The organism is Mesorhizobium mediterraneum (assembly GCF_002284565.1).
In the GTDB taxonomy this organism is placed as follows: Bacteria; Pseudomonadota; Alphaproteobacteria; order Rhizobiales; family Rhizobiaceae; genus Mesorhizobium; species Mesorhizobium mediterraneum.
Map to the genome: position 1 here is coordinate 52,777 of NZ_NPKI01000033.1, position 14,847 is coordinate 67,623.

General features: G+C 64.2%; 12 protein-coding genes. 9 read left to right on the forward strand and 3 right to left on the reverse strand.

What is annotated here, in order from left to right; translation table 11 throughout:
* Positions 1-162 precede the first annotated feature (162 nt).
* The 7 genes from recR to CIT25_RS25985 all read left to right on the forward strand — a co-directional run bounded on the left by recR (position 163) and on the right by CIT25_RS25985 (position 7,771).
* Complete coding sequence (recR, locus tag CIT25_RS25955) at positions 163-768, forward strand: recombination mediator RecR (RefSeq protein ID WP_095487818.1); 606 nt, start codon at positions 163-165, stop codon at positions 766-768.
* A 177-nt stretch (positions 769-945) separates the two neighbouring features.
* Complete coding sequence (locus tag CIT25_RS25960; protein ID WP_095488063.1) at positions 946-2,217, forward strand: lytic murein transglycosylase; 1,272 nt, start codon at positions 946-948, stop codon at positions 2,215-2,217.
* 320 nt (positions 2,218-2,537) lie between these two features.
* Entirely contained in the window at positions 2,538-4,181 is a 1,644-nt protein-coding gene (locus CIT25_RS25965) for an ABC transporter substrate-binding protein (protein WP_095487819.1), read from the forward strand.
* 18 nt (positions 4,182-4,199) lie between these two features.
* A complete protein-coding gene (locus CIT25_RS25970) occupies positions 4,200-5,267 on the forward strand; it encodes an ABC transporter permease (protein ID WP_095487821.1) in 1,068 nt (355 codons plus the stop codon).
* Complete coding sequence (nikC, locus tag CIT25_RS25975) at positions 5,264-6,184, forward strand: nickel transporter permease (protein WP_095487823.1); 921 nt, start codon at positions 5,264-5,266, stop codon at positions 6,182-6,184. The genes CIT25_RS25970 and nikC overlap by 4 nt, the downstream gene beginning before the upstream one ends.
* Positions 6,185-6,194: 10 nt before the next feature.
* Positions 6,195-7,028 (forward strand): ABC transporter ATP-binding protein, encoded by an 834-nt coding sequence (locus CIT25_RS25980; RefSeq protein WP_095487825.1) that lies wholly within the window; start codon positions 6,195-6,197, stop codon positions 7,026-7,028.
* The gene (locus tag CIT25_RS25985) at positions 7,025-7,771 is read left to right on the forward strand and encodes an ABC transporter ATP-binding protein (protein ID WP_095488064.1); all 747 of its coding nucleotides are present in this window, start codon (positions 7,025-7,027) and stop codon (positions 7,769-7,771) included. The genes CIT25_RS25980 and CIT25_RS25985 overlap by 4 nt, the downstream gene beginning before the upstream one ends.
* Positions 7,772-7,978: 207 nt before the next feature.
* Here the strand turns inward: CIT25_RS25985 and CIT25_RS25990 are convergent, their stop codons facing one another.
* The 3 genes from CIT25_RS25990 to CIT25_RS26000 are packed head-to-tail and all read right to left on the reverse strand — an operon-like array spanning position 7,979 to position 13,148.
* The gene (locus CIT25_RS25990; RefSeq protein WP_095487826.1) at positions 7,979-11,083 is read right to left on the reverse strand and encodes an efflux RND transporter permease subunit; all 3,105 of its coding nucleotides are present in this window, start codon (positions 11,081-11,083) and stop codon (positions 7,979-7,981) included.
* Entirely contained in the window at positions 11,080-12,168 is a 1,089-nt protein-coding gene (locus CIT25_RS25995) for an efflux RND transporter periplasmic adaptor subunit (RefSeq protein WP_164897646.1), read from the reverse strand. The genes CIT25_RS25990 and CIT25_RS25995 overlap by 4 nt, the downstream gene beginning before the upstream one ends.
* Positions 12,165-13,148 (reverse strand): efflux RND transporter periplasmic adaptor subunit, encoded by a 984-nt coding sequence (locus tag CIT25_RS26000; RefSeq protein WP_245329988.1) that lies wholly within the window; start codon positions 13,146-13,148, stop codon positions 12,165-12,167. Before CIT25_RS26000 ends, CIT25_RS25995 begins: the two co-directional genes overlap by 4 nt.
* Between CIT25_RS26000 and CIT25_RS37670 the strand changes: the two genes are divergently transcribed.
* Together CIT25_RS37670 and CIT25_RS26005 are read left to right on the forward strand one after the other, a co-directional pair.
* Entirely contained in the window at positions 13,117-13,374 is a 258-nt protein-coding gene (locus CIT25_RS37670) for a hypothetical protein (protein ID WP_245329989.1), read from the forward strand. The two genes, CIT25_RS26000 and CIT25_RS37670, sit on opposite strands and share 32 nt — an antisense overlap.
* 186 nt (positions 13,375-13,560) lie before the next feature.
* A complete protein-coding gene (locus CIT25_RS26005) occupies positions 13,561-14,838 on the forward strand; it encodes a 4-aminobutyrate--2-oxoglutarate transaminase (protein WP_095487830.1) in 1,278 nt (425 codons plus the stop codon).
* Positions 14,839-14,847: the final 9 nt, after the last annotated feature.

The following is a 14,847-nucleotide window of genomic DNA, read 5'->3' on the forward strand; positions in this document are numbered from 1 at the left end:
CGGTCTGCCCTTTCTCCCCGTCACTATACGGGGAGAAATGCCCGGCAGGGCAATGAGGGGCGGCGCAAGCCGACGCGATTGTCCCGCAGCAGCGTCGTTGCGTTGAACATCACCCGCCGCTGCGGTGTTTCAAAACCCATTGAAAAATCCTAAACCGATGCGATGTCGAAGCGAATCGCCGGTCCCGAGATCGAACGCCTGATCCAGCTCCTGGCCAAGGTGCCGGGGCTCGGTCCCCGTTCGGCCAGGCGAGCCGCACTCCACCTCATCAAGAAGAAGGAGCAGCTGCTGGCGCCGCTCGCCGCCGCCATGAGCGAGGCGGTCGACAAGGTGCGCATCTGCTCGACCTGCGGCAATGTCGACACGTCCGACCCCTGCATGATCTGCACCGATCCGCGCCGTGACCCCGGCACGCTCATCGTCGTTGAGGACGTGGCCGATCTGTGGGCGCTGGAGCGGGCGGCCGCCATGAATGTCCGCTACCATGTGCTCGGCGGCTCGTTGTCGCCGCTCGACGGCATCGGCCCCGAGCAGCTCAACATTCGCTCGCTGGTCGACCGCGTCGCCGGCGGCGAGGTCAAGGAGGTGATCCTCGCCGTCAACGCCACGGTCGAGGGCCAGACCACCGCGCACTATCTCACCGACCAATTGTCCGGCTTCGACATCAAGGTAACGCGGCTGGCGCATGGCGTGCCGGTCGGCGGCGAGCTCGACTATCTCGACGAAGGCACGCTGGCCGCGGCGCTGCGCTCGCGTACAGCGTTTTGAGGCGATTGGGGGAGGGGTATTCTTGAGATGATTGCATTCTTTCGCGCCCCTCTCTGTCCTGCCGGACATCTCCCCCACACGGGGGGAGATCGGACGTCACGCCGGCTTTCGCTAACCTTCAACGCTGGAGAAAAGCTGCCATCGCCAAAGCTGCCAATCTCCCCCCAAGTGGGGGAGATGTCCGGCAGGACAGAGGGGGGCGCGACAGAACGTCGACTTTGCGGATTGGCGTTCTTTCTTGCTACGCTCGTTGCCCTCCTCCTCGCCACCCCCGCCTCCGCAGCAAAAATCGACGACCAGTTTCACGCCTGGCTGCAAGGCGACCTCTGGCCCGAAGCCAATGCCAAAGGCATCTCCAGAAAAACCTTCGACGCCGCCTTCGACGGCGTCAAGCCGAACCTCAAACTGCCCGACCTGGTGATGCCGGGCAAAAAAGCGACGACACCGCAGAAGCAGCATCAGGCGGAGTTCGGTTCGCCCGGCGCCTATTTCGCCGAAAAGACGGTTCGCGCCGTCACATCAGGCGGTCGGTCGCGCGCGGCGGCCAATGCCAGGACGATCGCCGCGATCGAGAAACGCTACGGCGTGCCGGACGAGGTGCTGCTGGCGATCTGGGGCCGCGAGACCGGCTTCGGCGCGGCGAAAATGCCTTACGATGCTTTCGAAGTGCTGGGCACCAAGGCGTTCATGGCGACCAGGAAGGACTTCTTTCGCACCGAGTTGCTCGCAGCGCTCGAGATCGTCGAGCGTGGGCTGGCCCCTGTCAGCGCGATGAAGTCGTCCTGGGCAGGCGCGCTCGGCCAGCCGCAGTTCATGCCGAGTTCGTTCCTGAACCATGCCGTCGATTTCGATGGCGATGGTCGGGCCGACATCTGGAACTCGGTGCCGGACACGCTGGCCTCGATCGCCAACTATCTCGTCCACTATGGTTGGGTGAAGGGCCGCGGCTGGGGTTTCGAGGTGACTGTGCCTGAAACGGTTTCCTGCTCGCTCGAAGGTCCGGACCAGGGCAAGAGGATTTCCGAATGGGCTGATATGGGCATCAAGCGGGTCGCGGCAAAGCCGTTTCCGGCGCGCGAGTTGAAGGCCGAAGGCTTTCTTTTGATGCCGGCCGGCCGTAGCGGCCCGGCCTTCATCGTCACGCCCAATTTCTACGTGCTGAAGCAATACAACACCAGCGATCTCTACGCCCTGTTCATCGGCCACGGCGCTGATCGCATCGCCCATGGCGACAGCAATTTTTCCGGCAGCTGGGGCGCGGTCGGCGGGCTCCACAGGTCGGACATCGCCACCTTGCAGCGCGCACTGGAGGCCGAGGGCTACGATGTCGGCAGCGCCGACGGCCTGCCCGGTTTCAAGACGCGCCGCTCGATCGGCAAGTGGCAGGCCGGGAACGGTCGCGCCGCCACCTGTTTTCCCGACGCCGACTTGGTCACCGCGTTGAAATAGCTGCACTCCGGGTGTCGCGCCACGGCCGTGGTGGCTGCCCGATCTGGTCCAACCAACAGCTTTGCAAATGCTCGTTGCCGTGCTTGAAAGCGCCGGATATGGTGAGGCGGAACTGGGCAAAAATTGCCGCGACAACCGGTCCAGGGGCCATCGTTCGGTTAGAGCGCCGCGCGTCCGTTGGACGCGCAAAGGACGCTCTAAGACTTTGGACTACACATCGTGCTTTCCGAAAATCGATTCCGATTTTCGGGCCGATGTGGCAAAGAACGCTGCAACCCTGAGCCGGGAACTCAGGTCAACAAAACAGGGAACAGTTAAAAATGATGATGGAAAAGTTTGCTCTACGCTCCCGCTTCTTGCTCGCGGGCGCAGCCATGTCCGCGCTGCTTCTGGCCGGCGCGCCTGCCTTTGCCGTGACGCCCGCCGACACGCTGGTCGAGGGTTTCGCGATCGACGACATCATCTCCATGGATCCGGGCGAAGCGTTTGAGCTGTCGACCGCCGAGGTCACCGGCAACACCTACGATCTGCTCGTCCGCCTCGACTTGAGCGATACGTCCAAGGTCAAGGGCGATCTCGCCGAAAGCTGGACGGTCTCCGACGACGGCCTGGTCTATACTTTCAAGCTCAAGCCCGGCCTGAAATTTGCCTCGGGCAATCCGATCACGGCGGCGGACGTCGCCTATTCGTTCGAGCGCGCCATCAAGCTCGACAAGAGCCCGGCCTTCATCATCGGACAGTTCGGCATCAATGGCGACAACGTTGCCGATAAAGCCAAGGCTGTCGATGACACGACGTTCCAGTTCACTGTCGACAAAGCCTATGCGCCGAGCTTCGTCTTGAACTGCCTGTCGGCGACCGTCGCCTCGGTCGTCGATGCCAAGCTCGTCAAGGAGCATGTCGCCGCGGTCACGCCGAGCGCCGACTACAAATACGACAATGACTTCGGCAACGCGTGGCTGAAGACCGGCTATGCCGGCTCGGGCGCCTTCAAGCTGCGCGAATGGCGGGCCAATGAGGTCGTCGTCATGGAGCGCAACGACAATTATCACGGCGAAAAGGCCAAGCTTGCCCGCGTCATCTACCGCAACATGAAGGAAAGCTCGGGCCAGCGCCTGGCGCTCGAGGCCGGCGACATCGACGTTGCCCGCAATCTGGAGCCGAACGACCTCGACGCCATCGCCAAGAATGCCGATCTCACCACCACCAGCGCGCCGAAGGGCACGGTCTATTACATCAGCCTCAATCAGAAGAACCCGAATCTCGCCAAGCCCGAGGTTCGCCAGGCCTTCAAATATCTCGTCGACTATGATGCCTTGAGCTCGACCATCCTCAAGGGCATCGGTGAGATCCACCAGACCTTCCTGCCCAAAGGCGTGCTCGGCGAACTGGACGAGAACCCGTTCAAATTCGATCTCGCCAAGGCCAAGGAACTGCTCGCCAAGGCCGGTCTCGCCGACGGTTTCAGCGTCACCATGGACGTGCGCAACACCCAGCCGGTGACCGGCATGGCGGAATCGTTCCAGCAGACGCTGGGACAGGCCGGCGTCAAGCTGGAGATCATTCCCGGCGACGGCAAGCAGACGCTGACCAAATACCGCGCCCGCAACCATGACATCTATATCGGCCAGTGGGGCCAGGATTATTTCGATCCAAACTCCAACGCCCAGACTTTCGCCAGCAACCCCGACAATTCGGATGAAGGCAAGACCAAGACGCTGGCCTGGCGCAACGCCTGGGACATTCCGGACTTGAGCAAGGAAACCGAAGCAGCCTTGCTCGAGAAGGATCCGGCCAAGCGCGCCGCAATGTACCAGGATCTGCAGAAGAAGATCCTCGAAACCAGTCCTTTCATCATCGTTCACCAGCAGCTGGAAGTGGCCGGCCTGCGCAAGAACCTCAAGGGCTTCGCGCTCGGCCCGAGCTTCGACACCAACTTCGTCGGCCAGATCTCCAAGGATTGATGCCGGCGGACGCGCCGCATGAGCACTGTTGAAAGCGAAGCGACGGCAGGGCGCGGCAGCGCCCGTGCTGTCGCTGTCGCGTCGTCGATCGCCCGCTTCCTGGTCATCGCGGTAACCACCTATCTCGGTCTTCTCGCGGTGACCTTCTTCATCGGCCGGGTGATCCCGATCGACCCGGTGCTGGCGGTGCTCGGCGACCGGGCGCCGGCCAATGTCGTCGAGCGCACACGCCGCGAGATGGGGCTCGACCTGCCGCTGATCGAGCAGTTCTACATCTATGTGAAGAATGCCCTGAACGGCAATTTCGGCACATCGGTGCTGACCACCAATCCGGTGATGACCGACATCCGCCGCGCCTTTCCGGCGACGATCGAGCTGGCGACGCTGGGGACGCTGATCGGTTCGGTGATCGGCGTGCCGCTCGGCGTGCTGGCCGCCGTCAAGCGCGGCAGCATCATCGACCAGATCGTGCGCATCATCGGCCTGGTCGGCTACTCCGTGCCGATCTTCTGGCTGGGATTGCTGGCGCTTGTGCTGTTCTATGCCAAGCTGCAATGGGTGGCTTTTCCCGGCCGCCTCGACATCGTCTACGAATACACCTTCACGCCGATCACCGGCTTCTATCTTCTGGATGCTCTGTGGCAGCGGCAGTGGGATGTGTTTTTCGATGCCTTTCGCCACATCATCCTGCCGGCCTCGTTGCTCGGCTATTTCTCGCTTGCCTATGTCAGCCGGATGACTCGCTCGTTCATGCTGAACGAGCTTGCCCAGGAATACATCGTCGCAGCGCGCGCCAAAGGCCTGTCGGAGACACGCATCATCTGGGGGCACGCGCTGCGCAACGCGGCGGTGCCGATGGTCACCGTGATTGCGCTTTCCTATGCCGGCCTGCTCGAAGGCTCGGTGCTGACCGAGACCGTGTTTTCATGGCCGGGTATCGGCCTCTACATCACCAATTCCCTGCAGAACGCCGACATGAACGCGGTGCTCGGCGGCACCATCGTCATCGGCTCGGTCTTCATCGGCATCAATCTCCTGTCCGACCTGCTCTACCGAGTGCTCGATCCGAGGACCAAAGTGAGATGAGCGCAGAGGCGATACAAAGCCGTCGCGACTGGCTGCTCAGCGAGCGGCCGGCATCGCGCATGCAGGCAAGGCTCGGCCGCGCCTATGTGGCGTGGCGGCGCTTTTCCGCCAACCGGCTGGCGTTTCTCGGCCTGCTCATCATCATCGCTTTGCTGGTGGTCGCGGCCTTTGCCGATGTGCTGGCGCCCTATTCGCCGACAATCGGCGACCTCAAGGGCTCGCGCCTCCTGGCGCCGAGTGCCGAGCATTGGTTCGGCACCGACGACCTCGGCCGAGACATCCTTTCGCGCGTCATCTTCGGCTCGCGATGGACGCTCTACGTCGTCATTCTCGTCGCCGTCATTGCCGCCCCTATCGGCCTGCTGGTCGGCACGGTCGCCGGCTATGCCGGCGGCTGGATCGATGCGATCCTGATGCGCATCACCGACATCTTTCTGGCCTTTCCGAAGCTGATCCTGGCGCTGGCCTTTGTCGCCGCACTTGGCCCCGGCATCGAGAACGCAGTGCTCGCCATCGCCATCACCTCGTGGCCGCCTTACGCGCGCATTGCCCGCGCCGAAACGCTCACCGTGCGCAATTCGGATTACATCAAGGCGGTGCAATTGATGGGTGCCTCGCCGTTCCGCATCGTGCTTCGCCACATCATGCCGCTCTGCATCTCGTCGCTGATCATCAGGGTGACGCTCGACATGGCCGGCATCATCCTGACCGCCGCCGGTCTCGGCTTCCTCGGCCTCGGCGCGCAACCGCCGCTGCCGGAATGGGGCGCGATGATCGCGTCGGGCCGCCGCTTCGTGCTCGACCAGTGGTGGGTGGCCGGTGCGCCGGGCTTTGCCATCCTCATCGTCAGCCTCGGCTTCAACCTGCTCGGCGACGGCCTGCGCGATGCGCTCGACCCCCGGAGTGGTGATCAATGAGTAGCGACCAATGAGCACGCTGCTGGAGGTCGACGATCTGCGCGTCACCTTTCCGACGCGCACCGGCCTGATCGAGGCAGTGCGCGGCGTCTCCTTCTCGCTTGGTCGCGAGCGGCTCGGCATCGTCGGCGAGAGCGGTTCCGGCAAGTCGCAGACCGGCCGCGCCATCATGGGCCTGACCCCGACGCAGGCCGAGGTCACTGCCAACAAACTTGCCTTCGACGGCATCGACCTGCTTGCAGCGCCGCCCCGCGACCGCCGGGCGCTGCGCGGAAAACGCATCGCCATGATCCTGCAGGATCCGAAATACTCGCTCGACCCGGTGATGAGCATCGGCCGCCAGATCGTCGAGACGCTGCGCACGCATGAGAAGGCCGGCAAGGCCGAAGCCCGCGACCGCGCGCTCGCCATGCTGGAGGCCGTGCAGATCCGTGATCCGGCCCGTGTCTTCGACCTGCATCCGCACGAGGTCTCGGGCGGCATGGGCCAGCGCGCCATGATCGCCATGATGCTGATTGCCGGGCCGGAAATGATGATCGCCGACGAGCCGACCTCGGCGCTGGACGTCACCGTGCAGCTCGACGTGCTCGGCATCCTCGACAAGCTGGTCAGCGAGCGCGGCATGGGGCTGATCTTCATCTCGCACGATCTGCGCCTGGTCTCGTCCTTCTGCGACCGGGTGATCGTCATGTATGCCGGCAAGGTGGTCGAGCAGCTGGCGGCGTCGGAGCTCGGCCGCGCCCAGCATCCCTATACGCGCGGGCTGCTCAACTGCATGCCCAAGATCGGTGCCGACCGCCACCCGCTGCCCGTGCTCGACCGCAAGCCGGAGTGGGCGGCATGACTTCGGCCCTTTCCGTCGACAGGCTGGAGGTGATCTTCGACCGTTTTCGCGCGCTGAAGGGCGTCAGCCTCGACGTGCTGTCAGGCGAATCCTTCGGCCTGGTCGGCGAATCCGGCTCCGGCAAATCGACGCTTCTCAGGGCAATCGCCGGCCTCGCACCGGCCGCTTCGGGCAGCATCACCGTCAACGGAAAAAGACTCGGCGCGCGCCGTGACAAGGCTTTCTATCGTGAGGTGCAGATGGTCTTCCAGGACCCTTACGGCTCGTTGCATCCGCGCCAGACCGTCGACCGCCTGCTGCAGGAGCCGCTCGCCATCCACGGCTTTGCGGATGGTGAGAAACGCATCCAGCGGGCGCTGGACGAAGTCGGCCTAGGGACCGGCTTCCGCTTCCGCTATTCGCATCAATTGTCGGGTGGCCAGCGCCAGCGCGTCGCCATCGCGCGGGCGCTGATCCTCGAGCCGTCGATCCTGCTGCTCGACGAGCCGACCTCTGCACTCGACGCTTCGGTGCAGGCCGAAGTGCTCAACCTGCTGGAAGAGATCCGGCGTCGGCGCAACCTGACCTTCCTGATGGTCAGCCACGACCTCGCCATCATCACCCATATGTGCGAGCGGCTGATGGTGATGCAGAATGGCGAGGCGGTCGAACACCTCACCGCGGACGATCTCGTCCGGCGTCACGTGACGAAGGACTACACGCGCAACCTGCTCAGGGCGAGCGAAGGGTTTGTGAGGGTGTAGTTTTCTGCGTCGAGCTCCGTCGCGCCCCCCTCTGTCCTGCCGGACATCTCCCCCACAGGTGGGGAGATTGGCCGTCATCGATGGCTTCGCCTATCGTCACAGGAGTGAGCGCGGCGCCGAAACCGCAGATCTCCCTCCTTGTGGGGGAGATGTCCGGCAGGACAGAGGGGGGCGCGAAGGAACGCGACGCAATTCGCAAGCGCCCTGTCAGGCCACGCTGCCTGTAGGAACCTCGTCGCCACCGTTTGCGCTCGTGTCGTCTTCCGGCGTCGTCTTAGGCTCCTTGATCCTGAACCACGTCACATAAAGCGCCGGCAAGAACAGCAGCGTGATCGCCGTGCCGGCGATGATGCCGCCCATCATGGCATAGGCCATCGGCCCCCAGAACACTTCGCGCGCGATCGGGATCAGCGCCAGGCTGGCGGCCGCCGCCGTTAGCGCGATCGGCCGCATGCGATGCTCGGTCGCCTCGATGACGGCTGCCCAGCGGTCCTTGCCCTCGGCGACAAGTTGCTCGATCTGCACGATCAGGATGACCGAGTTGCGGATCAGGATGCCGATCAGCGCCAGCACGCCAAGGATGGCGACGAAGCCGAGCGGCGCCCCGCTCGGTACCAGTGCCGCCACCACGCCGATCAGGCCGAGCGGCGCCACCGCCACGACTAGGAACAGACGCTGGAAGCTCTGCAACTGCACCATCAGGATGGTCGCCATGACAAACAGCATCAGCGGCACCACGGCAGCGATCGGCCCCTGGCTGTTGGCGCTTTCTTCGACCGAGCCGGCGGTGGCGATCGAATAGCCCGGCGGCAATTTGGTGATGAAGGCGTCGACAGACGGCTTCAACTCGTTGACCACGGTGGCGGGCAGCACGTCGCCGACCAGACCGGCGCGCACGGTGATGGTCGGGATCCGGTCGCGGCGCCACACCGTCGGCTGTTCGAGCTCGTAGCGGAAGTTCGCCACCGCAGCGAGCGGGATCGCCTCGCCTGTCCCGGTCGGCAACTGCATGTTCTGCAGCGTGCCGATCGAACCCCGTTCGGCCTCGCGCGAGCGGGCCACCACGTTGATCAGATAGGTCGCGTCGCGCACCTGGGTGATGGTGGAGCCACCCACCGTGCTGTTCAGCGCGCTGGCAATGTCCGAAGAGGTGATGCCGAGTTGCCGTGCCTTATCCTGCAGCACGTCGACCCTCAGCACGCGCTCGGGCTCGTTCCAGTCGAAAGTGGGTGCGGCCAGCTTCGGATTGGCGGAAATGATGCCGGCGAATTCCTGCGCCAGCGTCCGTACCGTCTGGACGTCAGGACCGCCGACGCGGTACTGCACCGGCCGCCCGACCGGCGGCCCGAGCTCGAGCGGCTTGACGAAGGCGTCGGTGCCGACGAACTCGTCGCGCAGCAGCTTTTCCAGGGCCGGCTTGACCCGGTTGCGCGCCTCGATGCTCTTGGTGACGATGACGGTCTGGCCGAAATAGGGATTGCCCGGCTGCACATCATAGGTCAGCACGAAGCGAACCGCGCCCTGGCCGATATAGGAGCTGAAGCGGTCGACATCGGAATTGCCGACCAGAGCCCGCTGCTCGAAGCGCTCCATCTGGTCCCGGGTCTCGGCGATCGAGGAGTTCTGCGGCAGGTTCCAGTCGACGATCAGTTCCGGCCGGTCGGATGGTGGAAAGAACTGCTGCTGGACGAGGCCGAAGCCGGCCAGCGAAGCCCCGAACAACAGCACGGTTGCGATGATGGTCAGCCAGTGATGACGCACCGAGCCGACGAGGATGCGTCGGAACAGCGCGGTGAAGCGGCCGGGCTTTTCATGATGCTGCTTCATCGTCGCCGGCAGGATGGTGACGCCGAGCAGCGGTGCAAACAGCACCGCGACGATCCATGACACCAGCAGCGACACGGCGATGACGACGAACAGCGTGAATGTGTATTCGCCGGCGGCGCTGTTGTTGAGGCCGATCGGGATGAAGCCGGCGACCGTCACCAGCGTGCCGGTCAGCATCGGGAAAGCGGTCGAGGTGTAGACATAGGTCGCCGCCTTGCGCAGATTGTCGCCGACTTCCAGCCGCGCCACCATCATCTCCACCGCGATCATGGCGTCGTCGACCAGCAGGCCGAGCGAGATAATCAGCGCGCCGAGCGAAATGCGCTGCAGCGATATGCCGAGATAGGCCATGACCGTGAAGGTGATGGCCAGCACCAGCGGGATCGACAGCGCCACCACAAATCCGGCGCGCATGCCGAGGCTGATGAAGGACACGGCAAGCACGATGGCGACCGCCTCGAACAGGGCGCGGGTGAAGCCTGAAACCGCCTCCTCGACGATGACAGGCTGGTCGGCGACCAGATGCACGCCGACGCCGATTGGCAGGTCGGCCAGCACCTTATTCATCTCCTCGTGCAGGGCCTCGCCGAACTCCAGCAGATTGGCGTTGGGCTTCATGCCGATGGCGAGGCCGATCGCGTCCTGCCCGTTGAAGCGGAACAAGGCCGTCGGCGGGTCGACATAGCCGCGCGAAATCGTCGCCACGTCGCTCAGCCGGAAGAAGCGATCGTTGACGCGCAAATTGATGGCGCGAAGGCTCTCTTCCGAGGTGAACTGGCCGCTCACACGCACGCTGATGCGCTCCGGCCCGGACTGGATGACGCCGGACGGCGTGATCGCGTTCTGCGCCTGCAGGCTGGCCACGATCGCCTGCTGGTTGAGGCCGAGAGCCGCGATCTGGCGGGTCGAGAATTCGAGGTAGATCGCTTCGTCCCGGGCACCGACCAGATCGACCTTGCCGGCATTCGGCACGGCCAGGATCTTTGTCCTGACATCCTCGACATAGTCGCGCAACTGGCGCGGCGTCAGCCCGTCGGCGGTGAAGGCATAGATGTTGCCGTAGACGTCGCCGAAGCGGTCGTTGAAGAACGGTCCCTGCACGCCTTGCGGAAACTGCGCCCAGATGTCGTTGACCATGTTGCGCACCTGCAGCCAGGTCGGCACGACATCGCGCGCCCTGGTCGTCGGCTTCAAGTTGACGAAGATGACGGTCTTGCCGGCGGAGGTGACGGATTTGGTATAGTCGAGGCTGTCGAGCTCTTCGAGCTTCTTCTCGATGCGGTCGGTGACCTGCCGCACCGTCTCGTTGACCGATGCGCCGGGCCAGTTGGCCTGGATGACCATAGTCTTGATGGTGAAGGCGGGGTCTTCCTCTCGGCCGAGATTGAGATAGGCAAAGACGCCGGCCACGACGAAGACCAGCATGAAATACCACACCAGCGAACGATGGCTCAGCGCCCAATCGGAGAGGTTGAAGCCCTTCATGTAGCCCCTCCCTCAGGGATCTTGACCTTCTGTCCCTCGGTCAGGCTGTGGACGCCGGCGGTGACGACGCGCATGCCGGCATCGAGGCCCTCGGCGACGGTGAAGTTGGCGGCACCCTTGGCGGCAATTTTGATGTCGCGGGCACTCACGCTCGACGTCTGCTGGTCGACGATCCAGACTTTTTGTCTGCCGTTCTTCTCCAGCAGCGCCGAAAGCGGCAACTCGATCGTCGGCGCGATCTTGGCCATGCGGGTCGCCGTCACCGTCGAGCCAAGCCTGAATGCCGGCGGCGGATCGATGAGCGTCAGCCGGATGCGGCGCGTTCGGGTCGAACCTTCGGCTTGCGGGGCGATCTCGCGCAGCCTGGCTTCGCTGCGTATCGTCGGCAGCGATTGCAGGATGATCTGGAAGGGCGTGCCGACGGCGAGATCGCCGGTCAACTGGTCGGGAATGTCGACGACTGCTTCACGCGGGTCGGAGCGCGCCACCGTGACGACGGTCTGGCCGGGCGAGACCGTCTGGCCGACCTCGGCGCCGACGGCGGTGACCACGCCATCGAAGTCCGAGAACAACCTGGTATAGCCAAGCTGCTCCTGCGATTTGGCAAGGGCCGCATTGGCCCGCTCGATGCCGGCCGCGGCGGCCTGCCTGGCTTGCTGCGCGGCGTCGAAGACGGCTTGCGAGGTGTTGGCGGCGGCAAGCAACTGGCGCTGGCGCTCCTCGCTGGCGGCGGCGTTGGCAAATTGCGCCTGCGCGTTGGAGAGTTCCGCCTTCGCCGCCTGCTCGGCAAGCTCCAGCGCCGTCGGATCGAGCGCCGCGATCGTCGTGCCCTTGGTGACGATATCGCCGACCTTGACATCGCGGGCGACGACCCGGCCAAGCAGGCGGAAGGCAAGATCGGCGCTGAATTGCGGTTCGACGGATCCGGCGAAGCCGAAGGTCTCTATGGTGCGTGGCTCGACCACCACCGACAGCACCGGTCGGATGATCTCGGGCGGCTTCTCTTCCGATTGCGAGCAGGCGCCGAGCACCAGCCCAAACAGGGCAGGGACAAGCGCGGTAGCGCTGCGCAGGGACCGGTTCATTGCCCCGCTCCCGCTATCTCGACGGTCTGGCCGGGGCTGAGCAACTGGCCGCCGGCGGTGACGACGGTTTGGCCTGCCTCCAGTCCCTTGTCGATGACGACCGAGCCGGATCCAAAGGCAAGCACCTCCACCTGTGCCGTTGTCACTGCCTTGGTCGATTGATCTACGACCCAGACGGCCGGCTTGCCGTCGCTCAAGGTCAATGCCTGCCACGGCAGGATCACTGCTTTCAACGGCTGGGCGCTGACCGAGCCGATGACGGCCGCGCCCAGCGGCATGCCTGCGGGCGTGTCGGGAATGGCGACCTTGACCCGGATCGAGCCTGAAGCCGGATCGACCGCTGGCGAGATTTCGCGCACCTTGCCCATCGCCTTGATCTGCGGATCCGACAACAGTGTGATTGTCACCGCCGGTGCTGCCGGCGTCTTGGCGACCAGCGTTTCCTCTACGTTGAAGACCGCATCGCGGTCGCCGTCCTCGGCAAGGGTGAAGACGGTCTGCGCCGCCTGCACCACCTGCCCTGCTTCGACCTGGCGCACTGTGATCACGCCTGCCGCACCCGCCTTGAGTTCGGTGAAGGAAAGGTTCTCTTTTGCATTGGCGAGCGCGCTTTGAGCGGCATCGACGCTGCCTCGCGCCACCTTCGACGCCTGCTCGGCCGCATCATAGTCGCGCCTGGTGGTGTAGCCCCGGGCAAGCAGTGTCTTTTGCCGTTCGAAGGCAGCGGCGGCCTGGGTCAATTGCGCCTGCGCGGCGTCGAGATCGGCTTGCGCCGAGCGCAGGTCAAATTCCTGTTCCTGTGGATCGATGCGGGCAAGCACGGCGCCTTGATCGACATGCTGGCCGACATCGACAAGCCGTTCGGCGACGCGGCCGCCGACTCGGAACGACAGATTGTTCAGCGTGCGCGCCGCGATCGCGCCGGTGAGCGAAGTCCTTGGCGCATAGTTGGCGATCGCCACCGTCTCGGTGCGCACCATGACCGGCAATTTATTCGCCGCCGCCTCCTGCTTCTGGCAGCCGGCCAGAAGCAAAGGCAGCGTTGCCATCGCGCAGGCAAGAATTGTGGATGCAGGAAAAGACAAATGGCTGGGGGTTTTGACCGATGGCGGCGAGGCGGACGATGTCGCGTTCCTGCTCATGGCTCCCTCAACCGCGCGGGCCGCTCTACGGCAAGACGGCGCGGACAATGGCGAGGATAATTGATCCCCGCGAAAAGGAAACCTCTTCTCGTACGCGTATAGGCGGTTTGTTTAAGCCGCCAGTGAACGCAACGGCAGCAGGCCCAATGGCCCGCCGCCAGTGCCAACTTGAGGAAAACGTGAAATAAGGCCAGAACAATTCCCGGCAGTCATCCAAACAAGAACGGGCGCCGGCCCGGCGAGGGACATCATGAAGAATTCAGCCATCTCCGAACGTAAGAACCAGTCCATCTCTCGCGGCGTCGGCATGACCACGCAGATCTATGCCGACCGCGCCGAAAACTCGGAAATCTGGGATGTCGAGGGCCGTCGCTATATCGACTTCTCGTCCGGTATCGCCGTCGTCAACACCGGCCATCGTCACCCAAAGGTGATCGAGGCGGTCAAGGCGCAGCTCGACCGTTTCACCCATACCTGCCACCAGGTGGTGCCCTATGAGAGCTATGTCAGACTGGCCGAACGGCTGAACGGAATGCTGCCGGGCAAGTTCGACAAGAAGACGATCTTCGTCACCACCGGCGCCGAGGCGGTGGAGAACGCCATCAAGATCGCCCGCAACGCCACCGGCCGCCCGGCGGTCATCGCCTTTGCCGGCGGCTTCCATGGCCGCACCTTCATGGGCATGGCGCTGACCGGCAAGGTCGTGCCCTACAAGGTCGGCTTCGGCGCCATGCCGGCCGATGTCTTCCACGCGCCGTTCCCGGTGGCGCTGCACGGGGTCTCGGTCGCCGATTCGCTGGCCGCGCTCGACCGGCTGTTCAAGGCCGATATCGATCCGGCCCGTGTCGCCGCCATCATCGTCGAGCCGGTGCAGGGCGAGGGCGGCTTCTACGAGGCACCGCGCGACTTCATGACGGCACTGCGCAAGATCTGCGACCAGCACGGCATGCTGTTGATCGCCGACGAGGTGCAGACCGGCTTCGCCCGCACCGGAAAAATGTTCGCCATGGATCACCACGAAGTGGCGCCCGACATCACCACAATGGCCAAGAGCCTGGCCGGAGGCTTCCCGCTGTCGGCGGTCACCGGCCGCGCCGAGATCATGGATGCGCCGAACCCCGGCGGGCTCGGCGGCACCTATGGCGGCAGCCCGATCGGCGTCGCCGCGGCGCATGCCGTGCTCGACGTGATCGAAGAGGAAAAGCTCTGCGACCGCGCCAACACGCTGGGCAACCGGCTGAAGCAGCGGCTGCAATCGATCCGCGACGATGCGCCGGAGATCGTCGATATCAGAGGCCCCGGCTTCATGAACGCCGTCGAGTTCAACGATGTGAAGAAGGGCTTGCCGTCGGCCGAGATCGCCAATGCGGTCAGGCTCAAGGCGCTCGACAAGGGCCTGATCCTGCTCACCTGCGGCGTCTACGGCAATGTCATCCGCTTCCTGGCGCCGATCACCATCCAGGACGGCGTCATGAACGAAGCGCTCGATATCCTGGAAAGCTCGATCCGCGAGGTCCGCGCCGCCTGAGCGGTAATC